Origin of the sequence: Emticicia sp. TH156 (assembly GCF_002855535.1) — a bacterium.
In the GTDB taxonomy this organism is placed as follows: domain Bacteria; phylum Bacteroidota; class Bacteroidia; order Cytophagales; family Spirosomataceae; genus Emticicia; species Emticicia fluvialis.
In genome coordinates, this window is the sequence record NZ_PKRS01000006.1 from 283,607 (window position 1) to 299,213 (window position 15,607).

General features: G+C 42.8%; 12 protein-coding genes. 8 read left to right on the forward strand and 4 right to left on the reverse strand.

Annotated elements, in window-relative coordinates; translation table 11 throughout:
* Window positions 1-2: 2 nt before the first annotated feature.
* Entirely contained in the window at window positions 3-2,855 is a 2,853-nt protein-coding gene (locus tag C0V77_RS13255) for a pitrilysin family protein (protein WP_101726896.1), read from the reverse strand.
* Between the two features lie 232 nt (window positions 2,856-3,087).
* Here C0V77_RS13255 and C0V77_RS13260 point away from each other — a divergent pair, with 232 nt between their 5' ends.
* Window positions 3,088-6,993 (forward strand): AAA domain-containing protein, encoded by a 3,906-nt coding sequence (locus tag C0V77_RS13260; protein ID WP_101726820.1) that lies wholly within the window; start codon window positions 3,088-3,090, stop codon window positions 6,991-6,993.
* Window positions 6,994-7,033: 40 nt separating this feature from the next.
* Here C0V77_RS13260 and C0V77_RS13265 read toward each other — a convergent pair whose 3' ends face one another.
* Both C0V77_RS13265 and C0V77_RS13270 read right to left on the reverse strand, forming a co-directional pair.
* Window positions 7,034-7,672, reverse strand: a complete 639-nt coding sequence (locus C0V77_RS13265; protein WP_101726821.1) for an REP-associated tyrosine transposase — start codon at window positions 7,670-7,672, stop codon at window positions 7,034-7,036.
* 79 nt (window positions 7,673-7,751) lie between these two features.
* A complete protein-coding gene (locus tag C0V77_RS13270) occupies window positions 7,752-8,816 on the reverse strand; it encodes a TerC/Alx family metal homeostasis membrane protein (protein ID WP_101726822.1) in 1,065 nt (354 codons plus the stop codon).
* Window positions 8,817-9,018: 202 nt separating this feature from the next.
* On the opposite strand from C0V77_RS13270, the gene C0V77_RS13275 reads away from it, so the two are divergent.
* Window positions 9,019-9,759 carry a glycosyltransferase family 2 protein gene (locus C0V77_RS13275; RefSeq protein WP_101726823.1) on the forward strand — a complete coding sequence of 247 codons (741 nt, stop codon included), beginning with the start codon at window positions 9,019-9,021 and terminating at the stop codon, window positions 9,757-9,759.
* 56 nt (window positions 9,760-9,815) lie between these two features.
* Here C0V77_RS13275 and C0V77_RS13280 read toward each other — a convergent pair whose 3' ends face one another.
* Window positions 9,816-11,093 carry a metallophosphoesterase gene (locus C0V77_RS13280; RefSeq protein WP_101726824.1) on the reverse strand — a complete coding sequence of 426 codons (1,278 nt, stop codon included), beginning with the start codon at window positions 11,091-11,093 and terminating at the stop codon, window positions 9,816-9,818.
* A 92-nt stretch (window positions 11,094-11,185) separates the two neighbouring features.
* Here C0V77_RS13280 and C0V77_RS13285 point away from each other — a divergent pair, with 92 nt between their 5' ends.
* The 6 genes from C0V77_RS13285 (at window position 11,186) to purU (ending at window position 15,540) form a co-directional block, all read left to right on the forward strand.
* Window positions 11,186-11,875, forward strand: a complete 690-nt coding sequence (locus C0V77_RS13285; protein ID WP_101726825.1) for a TetR/AcrR family transcriptional regulator — start codon at window positions 11,186-11,188, stop codon at window positions 11,873-11,875.
* 104 nt (window positions 11,876-11,979) lie between these two features.
* On the forward strand, window positions 11,980-12,507 hold the full coding sequence (locus C0V77_RS13290) for a DinB family protein (protein WP_101726826.1): 528 nt from the start codon (window positions 11,980-11,982) through the stop codon (window positions 12,505-12,507).
* A 138-nt stretch (window positions 12,508-12,645) separates the two neighbouring features.
* On the forward strand, window positions 12,646-13,305 hold the full coding sequence (locus C0V77_RS13295) for a thioredoxin family protein (RefSeq protein ID WP_101726827.1): 660 nt from the start codon (window positions 12,646-12,648) through the stop codon (window positions 13,303-13,305).
* 102 nt (window positions 13,306-13,407) lie between these two features.
* Window positions 13,408-14,223, forward strand: a complete 816-nt coding sequence (mazG, locus tag C0V77_RS13300; RefSeq protein ID WP_101726828.1) for a nucleoside triphosphate pyrophosphohydrolase — start codon at window positions 13,408-13,410, stop codon at window positions 14,221-14,223.
* Window positions 14,224-14,244: 21 nt separating this feature from the next.
* Window positions 14,245-14,652: a Holliday junction resolvase RuvX gene (gene ruvX / locus C0V77_RS13305; RefSeq protein WP_101726829.1), complete on the forward strand. Its 408-nt coding sequence runs from the start codon at window positions 14,245-14,247 to the stop codon at window positions 14,650-14,652.
* Between the two features lie 48 nt (window positions 14,653-14,700).
* Window positions 14,701-15,540, forward strand: coding sequence for a formyltetrahydrofolate deformylase (purU, locus tag C0V77_RS13310; RefSeq protein ID WP_101726830.1), 840 nt, complete (start codon window positions 14,701-14,703; stop codon window positions 15,538-15,540).
* Window positions 15,541-15,607: the final 67 nt, after the last annotated feature.

Sequence of the window (15,607 nt, forward strand, 5' to 3'; positions counted from 1 at the left end):
TATCAGTTTTTACTACCTGACACCCCCTGAGCAGGTGCAGGTGTACCATTAGCTGCTTTTTTATCAAAATCACCTGCTTTCACAATCGTGATTTTCTTAGGATCAATGAATTTCTTCATAGCTGCATTTATCTGCTCTGCAGTTAAAGCCTCAACTTTTTTCTCAAAATCGGCATCAAAAGCAAGGGTTCTGTCGTAATAAAGATAGCTGTTCAAACGGCTCGACAGCTCGTTGTCTTGTGCACGAGACACATTACGACTTTGCAACCAGCCTGCTTTGGCGGCCTTCAGCTCTTCTTCAGTAAAACCTTCTGTAACTACTTTATTCATTTCTTCATAAAAGGCCTTTTCAAGTTTTTCGGCGTTTTCTGGCGCATAAATGGCGTAAGTCATAAAATTGCCTGATTTGTCGAACGGCGCACCAGACAACTGAGAACCCACACCATAACTGATACCTTCTTTCTGGCGGATTCTTACAGCCAGACGAGAACTCAGGAAGCCACCACCTAGCATATAATTGCCCAGCAAAAGCGCCGGATAATCAACATCGGTATCCTGTAACGGCAAGTTCAAGCCTGCAAGAAATAGCGCATTGGCTTTATCAGGGGTTTTGATGGCGTTATTTGTAGGAGCGATGTCCTGATACACAGCCTGAATGCGCTTAAACGGCGTAGGGCTTTTCCATGTACCCAATGAGTTGCTGATAAAGTTTTTAATGGCTGGCTCATCGAAATCACCTACCACAGAAACGGTAGCGGCTGAGGCACCGTAGAAATCACTGTAGAATTTCTTCAGGTCTTCCAGTTTTACATTTTTTACATTCTCCAGTTGCTCGTCCAGAGTTCCTACATAGCGCACATCGCTTTTAGGATAAGGATTCATGGTACGCTGAAATGCCACAAATGCCAGACCCTGCGGGTCGCTCTTCTGCGCCTCTATCTGTGCAATGTTTTCCTGCTTCAGTTTGTCAAACTCGTTGGCATCAAATACCGGGTTTTTCAATATATCGTTTACTATGGCCAGCGCCTTAGGAAGATTTTCTTTGTTAGACTCAATATTTAACGACACACTGTTACCACCACCACCAATAAACACCTGCGCTTTCAGCTTATCAAGGGTATCTTTAATTTGCTGGCGGCTCATGGTTTTGGTGCCTTTATTGAGCATTGAGGCCGTAAAAGATGCAATAGTCTGTTTGTTTTGCAGGCTTTGCTCGTCGCCCATTCTTAAAACAATATTTGCTCTTACCGTATTTCCGCGGGTTGATTTCTGCAAAAGCGCATACTCAAGACCATTAGGCTCCTGACCGCGCTTTGTGCGGCTTTCAATATTAGCCGGCGACGGATCAAAAGCTTCTCCTTGGGCTACCACTGCGCGGCCTTTATAGTTTTTCACAAGCTCATCAACGTTTGGTGCTTCCGGCACACGTACCCTGTCAGGGTTTTCTTCAGGTATAAACAAGCCAATGGTGCGGTTAGATGGCTTAAAGTAGAACTTAGCTACTCTTGCTACATCTTCCGGTTTTACTTTTTCAACGGCATCGCGGTAGATAAAGGCGAGTCTCCAGTCACCTGCCCCTATATACTCACTCATTTGCAAGCCTGCTCTTTCGGTGTTGCGCAAGGTCAATTCAAGCGATTTCAGGATTTCGTTCTTCGCACGGTCAACATCTTCTTTCGTGATACTCATGGTTGGTACGGCATCCAACGTTGCCAGCATTGTTTTTTTTGCGTCTTCCAGATCTTTGTCTTTCAGCACAGAAGCACCAAAATACAAGAATGTAGGGTCTTTATTGGTGAATGAGTACGAATACTGCCCTGATGCTTTTTTGCTTTCAACCAATGCTTTATAGATTTTACCGGCTGGTTCGCTGGTCAGTATCCCCTGCAGCACGTCTAGTGCGGGGTAGTCAGGATGCGCGTTGCCACAAATGTGGTATGCTACGCCAATAGCCTGCACATCGCCTACACGGCGTAAAGTAACCGAGCGCTCGCCATCCTGTACAGGCTCAACTGTATAAGTTGGCTGCAGCACACGTGTAGGGCGTGGTATAACACCAAAATATTCGTTTACCATTTTAAGGGTTTTAGCCTCGTCTATTTTTCCGGCAACCAATAGTACGGCATTATCCGGCTGATAATATTTTCTATAAAATGCCTGTAGGTTTTCAATAGGCACTCGCTCAATATCCTCGCGAGACCCAATGGTTGAATTACCATAATTATGCCACAGATAGGCCGTTGCTATAACTCTTTCGCTTAATACGCTTTCCGGGTCGTTTTCTCCCATTTCAAACTCATTTCTAACAACAGAAAACTCTTTTTCAAGATCTTCTTTTTTTATGAACGAGTTAACCATTCTGTCTGACTCCAGGTCCAACGCCCATTTCAGGTTTTCTTCAGTGGCCGAGAAGGTCTCAAAATAGTTGGTGCGGTCAAGCCAGGTGGTACCATTAGGGCGGGCGCCGTGGTCGGTCAGTTCCTGCGGAATATTGGTATGTTTAGTTGAACCCTTAAACACCATGTGTTCAAGCAAGTGCGCCATACCGGTTTCGCCATAGCCTTCATGGCGAGACCCCACCAGATAGGTAATATTAACGGTAATGGTTTGTTTAGATGGATCCGGGAACATCAGTACCCGCATGCCATTTCCAAGAACATACTCTGTGATACCTTCCACCGATGTAACTTTTACGGGGTCCGGAATCACCGGTTTTTCGGTCGCAGCTGCAACTTCACCTTTTTTCTTTCTCTTTCCTTTTTTCTGAGCGAATGCGTCTCCACCCAGCAGGAAAATACCCACAAGCAAAGTAATAGCCAAATGCCTGATTGGGAAGTGCCGGTAGTTTTTTAACATAATTTTGAGAAGTATAAAGTAAATATTTACAAATAAAGAGGCCCCAAAATAAGCATAAGTATTTAACTTTCGCTTAAATTGCCGAGTTAATTTTAACATTAACGACATAACATGATTAAATAATTTATACCAGCCAAAAATGTTGACACTTGTTGAACGTTGATGAATGGTTAACATTGTTTAATTATCAGCCATAAAAACTAACATATTTGAGCTTTGAAAGGAAAGAACCGTGCAGAAATTACTTAAGACATACCTCCGCAGACTGACTAATCTTACATCCCGTAATCGGTCATTATTATTGTTAAGTTTACCTCAGGAACAGTTCATTGATTTGCATATCCTGAATTTTCTTGACAGCAAGCCATCGTTCGACTACATCCATCAATTAATTGCACAAAAAACGCAGATACCTTTGTGCGATGTACACGACAGCCGCTTCGATAAAGTAAATGAAGCCAGCCAACGGCTTCGCAAGCTGGCACGTACGGAGGCATTCATTGAAGAAGAACGGGGTGCTAAAGATTTATACATTGGGTATCCGTTTGTAAAAGGTAAACTTTCAGATGGCACTGTTGTCAGGTGCCCGCTATTGTTTTTTCCGGTTACGCTAAAAAACAACGGCAAAAAGTGGATGCTTGAACAGCGCGATGAACCCGTAAGCCTGAACAGGAGTTTCCTGTTGGCGTATTCGCATTTTAACCAGATAAAGCTACCCGACGAATGGCTGGAGAAATCGTTTGAGGATTTTGATAAAGACAGCCTGGCGTTTCGTACCCAATTGTATGAAATGCTGAAAGACAGCCCGGTTGAGGTTAATTTTAATCAGGAACTGTTCACTAACCAGCTAATTGATTTTGAAAAGTTAAACCGCGCCGACCTCGATAAATCTGAAAGAAATGGCGAGCTGAAACTACAGCCTCAGGCGGTGTTGGGTATTTTTCCGCAGGCGGGGTCTTACCTTGTGCCTGATTACGAAGAGCTGATAAAAAACGCCGAAGAGGGGCATTATGAGCTTGATACCTTTGAAGAATTTTTTGAGCATGCTTCTATGCCTGCCCCGCAGGCCCAGTATAAGGAAGAATCAGCCTTTTTACCTTTTGCCATTGACGCCTCGCAGGAAGAGGCCATCAAACAGGTAAAAGAAGGTGGCTCTGTTGTAGTGCAGGGTCCTCCGGGCACGGGCAAGTCTCAGCTGATTGCCAACCTGATTGCCGATTTTACAGCCCGTGGTAAAAAAGTGTTGGTTGTTTGCCAGAAACGTGTGGCCCTAGACACCGTGTACCAGCGGCTACAAAAAATACTGATGACAGATTTTGTAGCGTTGATTCATGATTTTAAAAATGACAGAAAAACACTTTTTGACAAAATAGCCGGACAAATAGCGCGTGTTGAAGAGTTTCAGAAAAAGAACAAAGGGCTGGATGCCATTTTTCTGGAACGCAACTTTACGCAAATCAGCAGGCGGATAGATAAGATTTCGGAAGAATTGCAGGAACTGAAAGACGCACTTTTTGATGAGTCGATATGTGGAGTATCGGTAAAAGAACTTTATCTGAGCAGCAATATCAACAAGCCTGCCATTGAGATACAAGACCTTTACCGCTCTTTCAGGTTTGATGAGCTGGCCGACTTTGAAGGACGCCTGAACCGCTTTTTGAAATACGAGGCAAAACTTCAGGCGTCAGCAGGTTACGACTTCTGGCAATTAAGGAATTCGTTCCGGAATAAAAATTTTATTGAACTGCCCAGAATATCAGAAACGATTGAAGACATCATAGATTTTCAACAGAAACACGGGCAACTGTTTTCAGTTATTGAACTGAATAATTTTGATGAGCAAATGCTCAATAGATTTATTCAGAACTTTGAAAACAAAGAGGTTGAAGAAATTTTCAGGTCTATCATTCAGCAGGGTAAATTTACAAGTAACCGGCTGTTTGACATAGAAAAAATCTACCAGTCGCTTGAAAAACTGTTTATCAACGATGGTATTGAGCCGAGTATTCCGGCCAGCGATTTAAATTTCAGAAAAGCGCAGATAGAAAAAGCTTATGCTGCCAGCCAGTCTGCTTTAAACTGGTTTATCTGGAAACTGTTTTCTAAAGATAAAAAAGACATAGAAGCGCTTTTGGCTAATAACCGGCTGCCTGTTAGTGAAGATGGACTGAGCAACCTGAGAAAGAAGGTTCATCAGCGTATTACCTTTGAAGATATAAAGGAAAAACTTAGCAAAAAAGAAATTCTGATTGATGAAAAAGACAGCTGGGATACCCTCTCGGCATATCTTCAGAATTTCATTCTGGCTAATAAGGCCTATGCCCAATACCAGCAGGAAGAGACTATTCTAAGACAGACGACGCATATATTCCAGAATCCGAAGACTATATTTTTACGAACTTTTAATGCGCTGGAACAATTAATTGCCGACACCAAGCGGCATTTTGTACAATGGAATGAACATCTTTCTGTACCACAGATAGAAAAACTGGTAGATGTGCCCGACTTAAAGAAAGGGCGACTGGGTTACCTGAAACAGCACTTTGATTTGATGGTTGAGGCCGATGAACTGAAAGAGTCTTTTCTGGCTGCAGAACTGGAAGTTGTGCAACGATTATTGAATTACAAAAGTCAACAGGCAGATATTGCTGAGTTAGGAGCTGTTTTTCAGAACGCTTTACGCCTGGCCTGGAGAAACCACATTGAGAATCTTTATCCGATTCTCCGCGGGGTAAGCTCGCTTAAGGTGGAACAACTGGAAGCAGAGTTACAGGAAAGTGTGTTGAAAAAACAGGAACTGAGCCAGGAAATATTGCTGCTGAAACTGCGAGAGCAGACATATCAGGACCTTGAGGTTAATCGTCTTCAAAATGTGGTTACCTACCGGGATTTACAACATCAGACCACCAAAAAACGGAAGTTATGGTCGGTACGGAAATTACTGGAGAATCATTCGGAAGAAATATTCAAACTCATACCCTGCTGGATGGCTTCGCCGGAATCAGTGTCTGCTATTTTTCCGTTGTCGGCTCAAAATCCAGAGGAATCTTTATTTGACCTCGTAATTTTTGATGAGGCCTCTCAGTGCTTTGCTGAAAACGGTATCCCGGCTATTTACAGGGGTAAGCAGGTGGTAATTGCCGGCGACTCCAAGCAATTGCCACCAACAGACCTGTATCAGGTAAGGTACGATGAAGACGCCGAAGACGAACCTGCACTGGAAATTGACTCTCTGCTAGACCTGGCCGCACAGTATCTGCCTCAGGCCTGGCTCAAAGGCCATTACCGAAGCCAGTCTTTAGACCTGATTGACTTCTCGAATCAGCATTTTTATAAGAACTCGCTTCAACTATTGCCTCATTATTCCGAGATAAGTAAGAATAAACCTGCCATCAGCTTTATTAAACTGGATGGTTTCTGGGAAAACAACACTAACCCGATTGAAGCACAAAGGGTGCTTGAAATGGTAACAGACCTGAAGAAAAAACTACCAACCAAAACTATTGGTGTGGTTACTTTCAACTTCAAACAGGCTGATTTGATTTACCAGACCATTACCCCCGAACTGGGTGAAGACTGGGGTGTGATTAAAAATATTGAGAATATTCAGGGCGATGAGTACGATATTGTCATCTTCTCGGTAGGATATGCCCCTAATCTGAAAGGTAAGCTATTGATGAACTTTGGCAGCCTGAACCAGCAGGGAGGAGAAAACCGACTGAATGTGGCAATTACCCGCGCCAGAGAACAGGTATATATTGTAAGTAGTATTCTGCCTCATCAGTTGCAGGTAGAGCAGGCAACCAACAATGGCCCGAAACTATTGAAGAAATATCTGGAATACGCATTGGAGGTATCGGAGGGTAAATACTCGCCTGAGCCTTTTTCTACCGAAAAGCTGAACACGCGTTGGTTGCTGAAGCATCAGCTGGTTCAGGAGAACCACGGATTTTACCTGGAGCTGCCCTTTGCTGATGTTACAGTAAAAGACGCTGGCAGATATGAATCGTTAATTCTGACAGACGATGATTTGTATTTCGAAAGCATTTCGCCTAAAGAGGCGCATGCTTACTTGCCTATAAGTTTGCGGGCTAAAGGGTGGAAATTTGAAAGAATCTGGAGCCGTAACGTGGAGTGATACTCCGCGTTACAGTTCCTCGGAGTGCCACTCCGAGCTACTACAAGTACCAGCCCTTAACAGCATCTGACAAATAGGTAAACCTCCATGCCTGCCAGTTATTGACCAGCCCTGCCTTAACCGGATTCTGAACAATATAGTCCACAACGCGAACAAACTCTTCATCGTTGCGCACTACGTGGTCATAACTTTCTGGTGCCCAGAAAGCATTGCCGGTCAAATCCAGTAATTCGTTTGATTTGCGTGCTGTATGGCTTTTCAATGATTGCAAAACCCTGAAAAATCCTTCCTGATGAATTGTGGCAGTCAGCAACACATGCACATGGTTGGGCATTATGCAAAAGGCATGCAACTGGTAATATTTGGTGTTTCTGAAATGTAGTGCTTCTGCTAATATTTCTGCTATGGAGTCAACCCCAAGCCATTTTACTCCATTCAGACTTTGATGCAAATAGCTGTCGAACCTGGCAAAGTATCGCTTCTGAATTTTATATAGTTCAACCTTCCTTATTGTTTCATCAGCAACTATTTTTCTAACCTGTGCCTCTGCCAGTTCTCTCTCGGCCATTAGTTTCTTAATTATTTCTTTCGGCAAAGAATTGGCCAGACGGAAAGTTATAAACAACCTTTCGTCTGGAGGAAGAATATGAGGCAAATTTCTTCTATAATGGGTTTTCATTATCACAGCAAACTTTGAGGCAAAACACCTCAGTACGGAACTCCCGGAGTATCACTCCGAGGAACATTCACGCAGAGTATCACTCCGCGCTACTTTTTTTCTCCGGAAACACCACACTGGCCCCAATACTCACCACCAGAATTCCCACAATTACCAACAAAGAATGCACGTTGGTGAATCCTACGGCAGACAGTTGGTGGTGCAACAGCATCTTCACACCAATGAATGTAAGTAGTATACCCAGACCAAATTTTAAGAACCGGAAAAGGCCCATAATACTGGCCAGGAAGAAAAACATAGAGCGGAGCCCCATAATAGCAAACACATTGGAAAAGAATACAATGTACGGGTCTTTAGTTATCGAGAAAATAGCAGGAATAGAGTCAACAGCAAAAACCACGTCGGTACCAGCAATAACCAGCATTACCAGAAATAAAGGCGTAATATACCATTTTTTATAACGGCGGTGATACACCAGAAAATGGTCAATTACATTACGCTTATACACATTAAAATATTTGGAAGCAAACTTCACAATAGGGTGATGCGCCGGGTCTATTTGTTCATCTTCTTCCTTGTTACGCAGAATATTTATACCCGTGTAAATCAGAAAAGCGCCGAAAATAAATAAAATCCACTCAAACTCCTGTATAAGCGCAGCCCCGATAAAAATGAAAATAAAACGCAAAACAATAGAGCCAAGAATACCCCATACCAAAACCTTTTTATAGAACTTTTTATCAACCCCAAACGAGTTGAAAATCAGTATAAAAACAAATATATTATCAACCGAAAGTGAGTACTCTGTCAGATAACCCGTCAGGTAATCAATAGCCATACTATTCTGGAAAGTACGCAGGGCGGCATCAAAATTAGGCGGTAGCTTTAAAGAATCGTAATAAAGCGACTTTACATGCTGTAAATGGCTCTCATCACTGATATCATGAATCAAATACCCGTACTGGCGAAGAAAAAAGAAAAACGCTATGGCCAGAGACACCCAAACGGCGCTCCAGATACCTGCCTCTTTAAAACTCACAACATGGCTTTTAGATTTGCTGAAAGCCCCCAAATCAAGAGCCATCACAAATGCAACAAAAATGGCAAAGCCAATAAAAAATATTGTCTCACTAGATAATGTCATAGTATAAATGTGTAAAACGAAATCTACTTCCGTGTGTTATTCAATAGTTTCTGGCATTCTTATTGCCTGTATTTAATAGGTGCTTCACTAATTTATTCTTGGAAATCAAAAGAATCATGCCCTATTTTGCACCAAAATGTAATAATACGGCAATTTGCCGGAAATCGGATGCAAATTTGCACCGAAAACTCGAATAATTAATATGTATAATAATAAAAAAGTAGTGGTGGTTATGCCCGCTTACCGGGCCTCTCAAACACTTGAACGTACGTACCGGGAAATTCCCTTCGATATTGTCGATGAAGTAATTTTAGTAGACGACTACAGCCCCGATGATACGTCTGAGGTTGCAAGAAAACTAGGCATCAACCACGTAATACGCCATGACATAAACAAAGGCTACGGCGGAAACCAGAAAACCTGCTACACCAAAGCCCTTGAAATAGGGGCTGATATTGTGGTGATGGTTCACCCCGACTACCAATATACCCCCAAGTTAATACGAGCCATGGTAAGTATCATCGGAGAAGAACTCTATCCGGTTGTTTTCGGCTCAAGAATACTGGGCAAAGGCGCATTGAAAGGCGGCATGCCCCTCTATAAATACATTGCCAATAGATTTCTTACCTTTACACAGAATCTGCTGATTAACCAGAAACTATCTGAATACCATACCGGTTACCGGGCATTCTCAAGGCAAGTGCTTGAAACTGTACCTTTCAGAAAATGCGACGATGATTTTATTTTCGACAATGAAATGATTGCGCAGATATTCTGGAAAGATTTTGAAATAGCTGAGGTTACCTGCCCTACCAAATACTTTGAAGAAGCCTCTTCTATCAATTTTGTAAGAAGCTCTAAATATGGCCTGGGTGTTTTGTGGGTATCTCTTCGATATTTATTAAGCAGAGCCGGCCTCTATAAGTGGGACCTACTGATATAACCCATCCGGTATTAAAACGAAGGGCGAATATCTGACTGGATATCCGCCCTTTTGATTTATGCTGATTTCAATTCGAAAATAGTAATTTCAGGATAAATACCCACACGCCCCGGATAACCGATGTAACCAAAACCACGGTTTACATACAGCTTCTGGTCGTTCTCTTCATACAAACCTGCCCATTCTTTGTAGCGCAACTGCACCGGCGACCACTTAAAACTACCCAACTCTACCCCATATTGCATACCATGTGTGTGTCCGGCAAAGGCCACGTCTATATCTTTATATTGAGGCAGCACCTGGCCTCTCCAATGGCTTGGGTCATGCGATAACAATAATTTCACCGGATACTCCTGCGTACCCGCGTGCGCCTTTTCAAGATTACCATACTTAGAGAAACCACCCGCGCCCCAGTTCTGAATACCCAGAACAGCCAGCTTTTCACCATCAACCTTCACTTCTCTGTGTTCGTCAAGTAAAATATCCCAGCCCATAGTTTTATGGGCCTCAATCAGGTCATTCAGGTTCTGGCGTTTTTTCTCTGCCGAAACCCATTGTGTATAATCACCGTAATCATGGTTACCCAGAGTAGAGAATGTTCCGAGTGGAGCCTTTATTTTTGAAAAAATCTCAATATAATCTCTTACCTCCGGCGCAATGTTATTCACCAGGTCGCCGGTGAAAAAAAACATATCCGGCTTTTCTTTAATCAGCATCTCCACCCCGCCTTTTACTGCCGTTTTATTAAAAAAACTGCCAGAGTGAATGTCAGACAACTGCGCTATCCGCATACCGTCAAACTGCTTTGGCAGGTTTTTCAGGTTAAGAGTTACTTTTCTTACATGATAGTCATGCGCTCCTGAAAGAATCCCCCAGGTCATACCTCCCATGTGCAAACCACCCAGAGCCAAGGCCGACTTGGCCAGAAAATCTGAACGACTGATACCCGTTGCCACAGGTTCCAGGTTCTGTGCAACAGTGGCCGGTTGCGGAGGTGAACTTTGAAAAAACGAAACAACCCACTTAAGTAAACGGATGATGTCATCAATAAACAATACCAGCACCGAGAATATCTTAGAAATATAAAAAATGAATATCCCGGCCATCAGAAAAGTGCGGAAACTTGCCCTTACCGGCGCAGTAGCCGGCGTATAGTTAAAAACCACAAACAACCCTGCAATTGAAAAGATGGTTAGACCCCAATATCCGATTCCGATTACCTTCTGGGTCATTTCACTTGTTGACCGCATCAATAACCTGACAGCCTGCCATACGTAGAGGTCAATCAACACAAAAACGACAGCCATGATGACTTGTCCTGCAATTTTATTCATATATATATCTTGATAGTGTTTGTAAAACCAACGAACAAGAAACGGTTTTACAGAAAAGTTGGTTTCAACAGGCTGATTTTTAATGCATTTATATGATGAAAGGCATATTTACCATAATAATGGAAGACAGTAACAAAAAAATATCAAATTTTACCTACCAACCGTTTGGTAAAGTAAAAATTATATTTACTTTTGTAAGGCTGCCTATTAAGCGCTTTAAAAATATGCCTGTTCAGAAAGTTACCAAAGAAGAAATACTGCTTAAGTCGTCAGATGTTTTCCGTTTAAAAGGGTATCACAATACATCCATGCAAGACATTGCCAATAATTGTGGCTTGCTTAAAGGTAGCTTGTATCATTATTTTTCCGGCAAAGAAATGCTGATGAAAGATTTACTGGTATGGATTCATGTTTACCTGAAGGAAAAAGTATTCCCGATTGCGTATGATGCTGCCGTAAGCCCCGAAGAACGCATGGAAAAACTGCTAAAAAAAATGGGCAGGCTGCTGCTGGAAAAAGAAGGAGGCTGCCTGATAGGAAACACCACACTGGAGACAGTTGGCGTTATACCCGGGTTTCATGATATATTAAAGCTCATCATGAATGATTGGACCAACGCCCTGCAAAATATTTTTATGAGCGGAAAAGACCTTGATACCGCATTCAGAATGGCACAGCAAACCATTATGGAGTTTGAAGGAGCCGCAATGTTCGCTAAACTATATGGCAGCAAGGAGTTCTTGCATGATGCTTTTCTGCGGACAATGGAAAAACTGAAGTAATGTTTAAAGACAAAGATTTTAATAGTGCGTTAACAGGTAACAGGTCAGGGGGCGCCTGCTTTGGGCCCCCATGATTTTATCCTGCAATTTCAAATCTACTAATCATGACAAAACCTACTTTAAAAGAAGCAATTACCGCTAGTTTCAGTACCATTGCACAGGAATTAGCATCAGTTGACGAAAAAGAATTCTTTGCACCCATTGGCGATAAATGGTCTATTGCTGAAAACATACTGCATCTTACACAGTCTGCCAAAACCCTGAATGTGGGTTTAGCCCTGCCGCAATCTGTGTTGGCTGAGCAGTTTGGTAAAATTGACCGCCCACAAATGAGTTATGATGAAGTAGTGGCCAGCTATCTGGCCATTCTTGGTACAGGGCTCAAAGCCCGTGGCGCATTTATACCTGAGCTACCAGCAAACCCTTCAAAAGCCGTTTTAATGAGCAGCTTTATTAAACATCATGAGGCACTGGTACATTTCCTGGATACCTTCACTGAAACCGAACTCGACGAGCTTTGCATAAAACATCCGGTTTTAAAACTGCTAACTATTCGTGAAATTTATTATTTTATGTACTACCACATAGGGCATCATCATAAAGCCATTAAAGCAGGTTTTAGCAATGTTTAATACGCCTATGCGGTACTTGAATCTTAACATCTGATAATCGTTAAAATTCCGATTTTATAAACAAAGTGTTTTATCGGCCAAATCTTTCTATATTTGTTTGCCCAATAAAAATTACGCTACCTTATTGAATCAGATTGTATGAAAACGATGCCGGGATTGATGCTGACTCTGCTTACCGGGTTGTACCTATTAATAAGCGCCATACAGACAGTGGCCGGTGCGCATGAATCGCCCAGCCAACCACATAAAGCAGCCCCCGGTTATGGTATTGGCGACAAGGTGACTGATTTCAGACTGAAAAACATTGACGGTAAAATGGTTTCGCTGAAAGATTTTGAGTCGGCCAAAGGCTTTGTCATTATTTTTGTTTCTAATCATTGCCCATTCTCTAAGTCTTACGAAGACCGCATCAACAGTATCGACAGAAAGTTTGCTGCACAGGGCTTCCCCGTTATAGCCATTAACCCTAACGACCCTGAAGCCTATGAAGAAGACTCATTTGCCAATATGCAGGCAAGAGCAAGAGAAAGAGGTTATACGTATCCATACCTGAACGATAACACACAGGCCGTAACCAGGCTCTTTGGCGCTACCCGTACCCCGCAGGCTTTTGTATTGAAAAAAGAAAACGGCCACCTGGTTGTTCAGTACATAGGTGCCATTGACGACAACTCGCAAGAACCCGCCCTGGTAACCAGGCACTACGTAAGCGATGCCGTAAACAATCTGCTGCTGGGCAAACCCGTTGTAACCACAACAACTAAACCTATCGGCTGCGCCATTAAATGGAAGTCTTGATTGAAAGCCAAAATACAACGTTTGATTATGCCCTCTGTTTAATTCAGGTGGCATTTTTGTTTTTTATTACCGACCTTTACAGAAATTTCGAACAATTGAGATATGAGTAATAAACTTCCTTTAGTATTTCCTCAGGAGCGTATAGAAAAACTCATGGCCTTTGACCGCCTGCTGACCATCATGGATGAACTGCGCGAGCAATGCCCCTGGGATAAAAAACAGACGATGGACACCCTGCGCCATCTGACGATTGAAGAAACTTATGAGCTGTCAGACGCCATTCTGGAGAAGGATCTTACAGAGGTAAAAAAAGAACTGGGCGACATCATGCTTCATCTGGTGTTTTACGCCAGAATTGGCTCTGAAACCGGAGATTTTGACATAGCTGATGTACTGAATGGCATCTGCGATAAACTCATAGCCCGGCACCCGCATATTTATGGCGATGTGAAAGTTGAAAACGAAGAGCAGGTAAAACAGAACTGGGAGCAACTAAAGCTAAAAGAAGGCAATAAATCTGTACTGTCCGGAGTTCCGCAATCATTGCCTGCATTGGTGAAAGCCATGCGGATACAGGAAAAAGCCAGAGGTGTGGGCTTTGACTGGGAAGAAAAAAGCCAGGTGTGGGCTAAGGTTGAAGAAGAAATGCAGGAATTCAAAGAGTTGTTTAATGCCGAAAAGCAGGAGGTAATTGATGCCGAAAAGGCTGAGGGCGAGTTTGGCGATTTGTTGTTTTCGCTCGTAAATTATGCCCGGTTCATCAACCTGAATCCGGAAACGGCGTTGGAACGTACCAACAAGAAGTTCATCAAGCGTTTTCAGTACCTTGAACAAAAAGCCAAAGACGCCAGCAAACAACTGAAAGACATGACACTGGCCGAAATGGACGTGTTCTGGGAAGAAGCCAAAAAATTGTAGTTAATTTAAAAACAGAATCCATTGCCAAGAATACTCGCCATCGATTACGGCGCCAAACGCACAGGCCTGGCCGTTACGGACCCGCTGAAGATGATTGCCTCGGCGCTGGAAACAGTACCCAGCGGCACACTGATTGATTATCTGAAAAAATACACCGCTGCAGAAGAAGTGGAAGCATTTGTGGTGGGTATGCCCAAAAATCTGGACGGTAACGATACCCACGGCACCTTTTATGTAAATAAATTGATTGAAGAGTTAAAAATTCAGTTTCCGGCTATGCCCGTGCATCTGGTTGATGAGCGTTTCACGTCTAAAATGGCCGTGCAAACCATGATTGCCGGTGGTATGAAAAAAAAGGACAGACAAATAAAAGGCAATGTGGATAAAATAAGTGCCGTGATTATATTGCAGAGTTTTATGGGCATATAAATATACGTGCCCGTTTATTAATGATCAGTTTACAGCAAAAGTAAAGTAATGGTAAAGCATATTCTCTTAATGGACGGCCCCGATGCCAAAGGGCTTATTTTTCATGTAACCAGTGTCTTATATAAAAACGAGTGCAATATTCTTGCCCAGGACGAATACGTAAGCCCTGACAGGCAGTTTTTTATGCGCACTGAATTTGAAGCGCCTGACGAACTGAACCCCGAAAAAGTACTGAAAGACCTGAGAGACAACATTCTTTCGAATGCCATTAACCTGAGGATAATTCCGAAGAAGAAAAAAGACATAGTGGTACTTTGTACCAAAGAACACCACTGCCTGTCTGACTTACTGATACGTTATAATTTCGATGAGCTTGATGCCAACATTATAGCAGTGGTAAGCAATTATAATCTTCTGCAACCTCTGGCCAGCAAATTTGGTATTCCGTTTCATTTTGTAAGCCACGAGCATAAAACCCGTGAAGAACACGAAGAGGCGCTTTTAAGAACGCTGGAAATCTACAAACCCGAATTTGTGGTGCTGGCCAAATACATGCGTATTTTATCGCCAGAATTTGTTTCGCATTACCCCCATAAGATTGTTAACATTCATCATTCGTTTTTACCTGCCTTTATAGGTGCTAACCCATACCGCCAGGCCTACGAACGCGGTGTAAAAATTATTGGCGCTACGGCTCACTTTGTGAACAATAATCTGGACGAGGGGCCCATCATTGCCCAGAACATCAAAGAAGTAAACCATCGCTACACTTACCAGGACATGGCCCGCGATGGCAAGGAAGTAGAGAAATCGGTACTAACCCAGGCACTGAAACTGGTGTTTAACGACAGGGTATTTATTTATGGCAACAGAACCGTGATATTGTAGTTAGGTCTTGAACTGTGCCGCGACGGCGGACCGTTTGAACTGATTTGATGATTACGCTGATTTGTTT

What these genes read in the sequence shown, in the direction of transcription:
- C0V77_RS13255 (WP_101726896.1), bottom strand. Translation starts at nt 2,855, where the DNA reads ATGTTAAAAAACTACCGGCACTTCCCAATCAGGCATTTGGCTATTACT.
- C0V77_RS13265 (WP_101726821.1), bottom strand. Translation starts at nt 7,672, where the DNA reads ATGAAAACCCATTATAGAAGAAATTTGCCTCATATTCTTCCTCCAGAC.
- C0V77_RS13270 (WP_101726822.1), bottom strand. Translation starts at nt 8,816, where the DNA reads ATGACATTATCTAGTGAGACAATATTTTTTATTGGCTTTGCCATTTTT.
- C0V77_RS13275 (WP_101726823.1), top strand. Translation starts at nt 9,019, where the DNA reads ATGTATAATAATAAAAAAGTAGTGGTGGTTATGCCCGCTTACCGGGCC.
- C0V77_RS13280 (WP_101726824.1), bottom strand. Translation starts at nt 11,093, where the DNA reads ATGAATAAAATTGCAGGACAAGTCATCATGGCTGTCGTTTTTGTGTTG.
- C0V77_RS13285 (WP_101726825.1), top strand. Translation starts at nt 11,186, where the DNA reads ATGATGAAAGGCATATTTACCATAATAATGGAAGACAGTAACAAAAAA.
- C0V77_RS13290 (WP_101726826.1), top strand. Translation starts at nt 11,980, where the DNA reads ATGACAAAACCTACTTTAAAAGAAGCAATTACCGCTAGTTTCAGTACC.
- C0V77_RS13295 (WP_101726827.1), top strand. Translation starts at nt 12,646, where the DNA reads ATGAAAACGATGCCGGGATTGATGCTGACTCTGCTTACCGGGTTGTAC.
- mazG (WP_101726828.1), top strand. Translation starts at nt 13,408, where the DNA reads ATGAGTAATAAACTTCCTTTAGTATTTCCTCAGGAGCGTATAGAAAAA.
- purU (WP_101726830.1), top strand. Translation starts at nt 14,701, where the DNA reads ATGGTAAAGCATATTCTCTTAATGGACGGCCCCGATGCCAAAGGGCTT.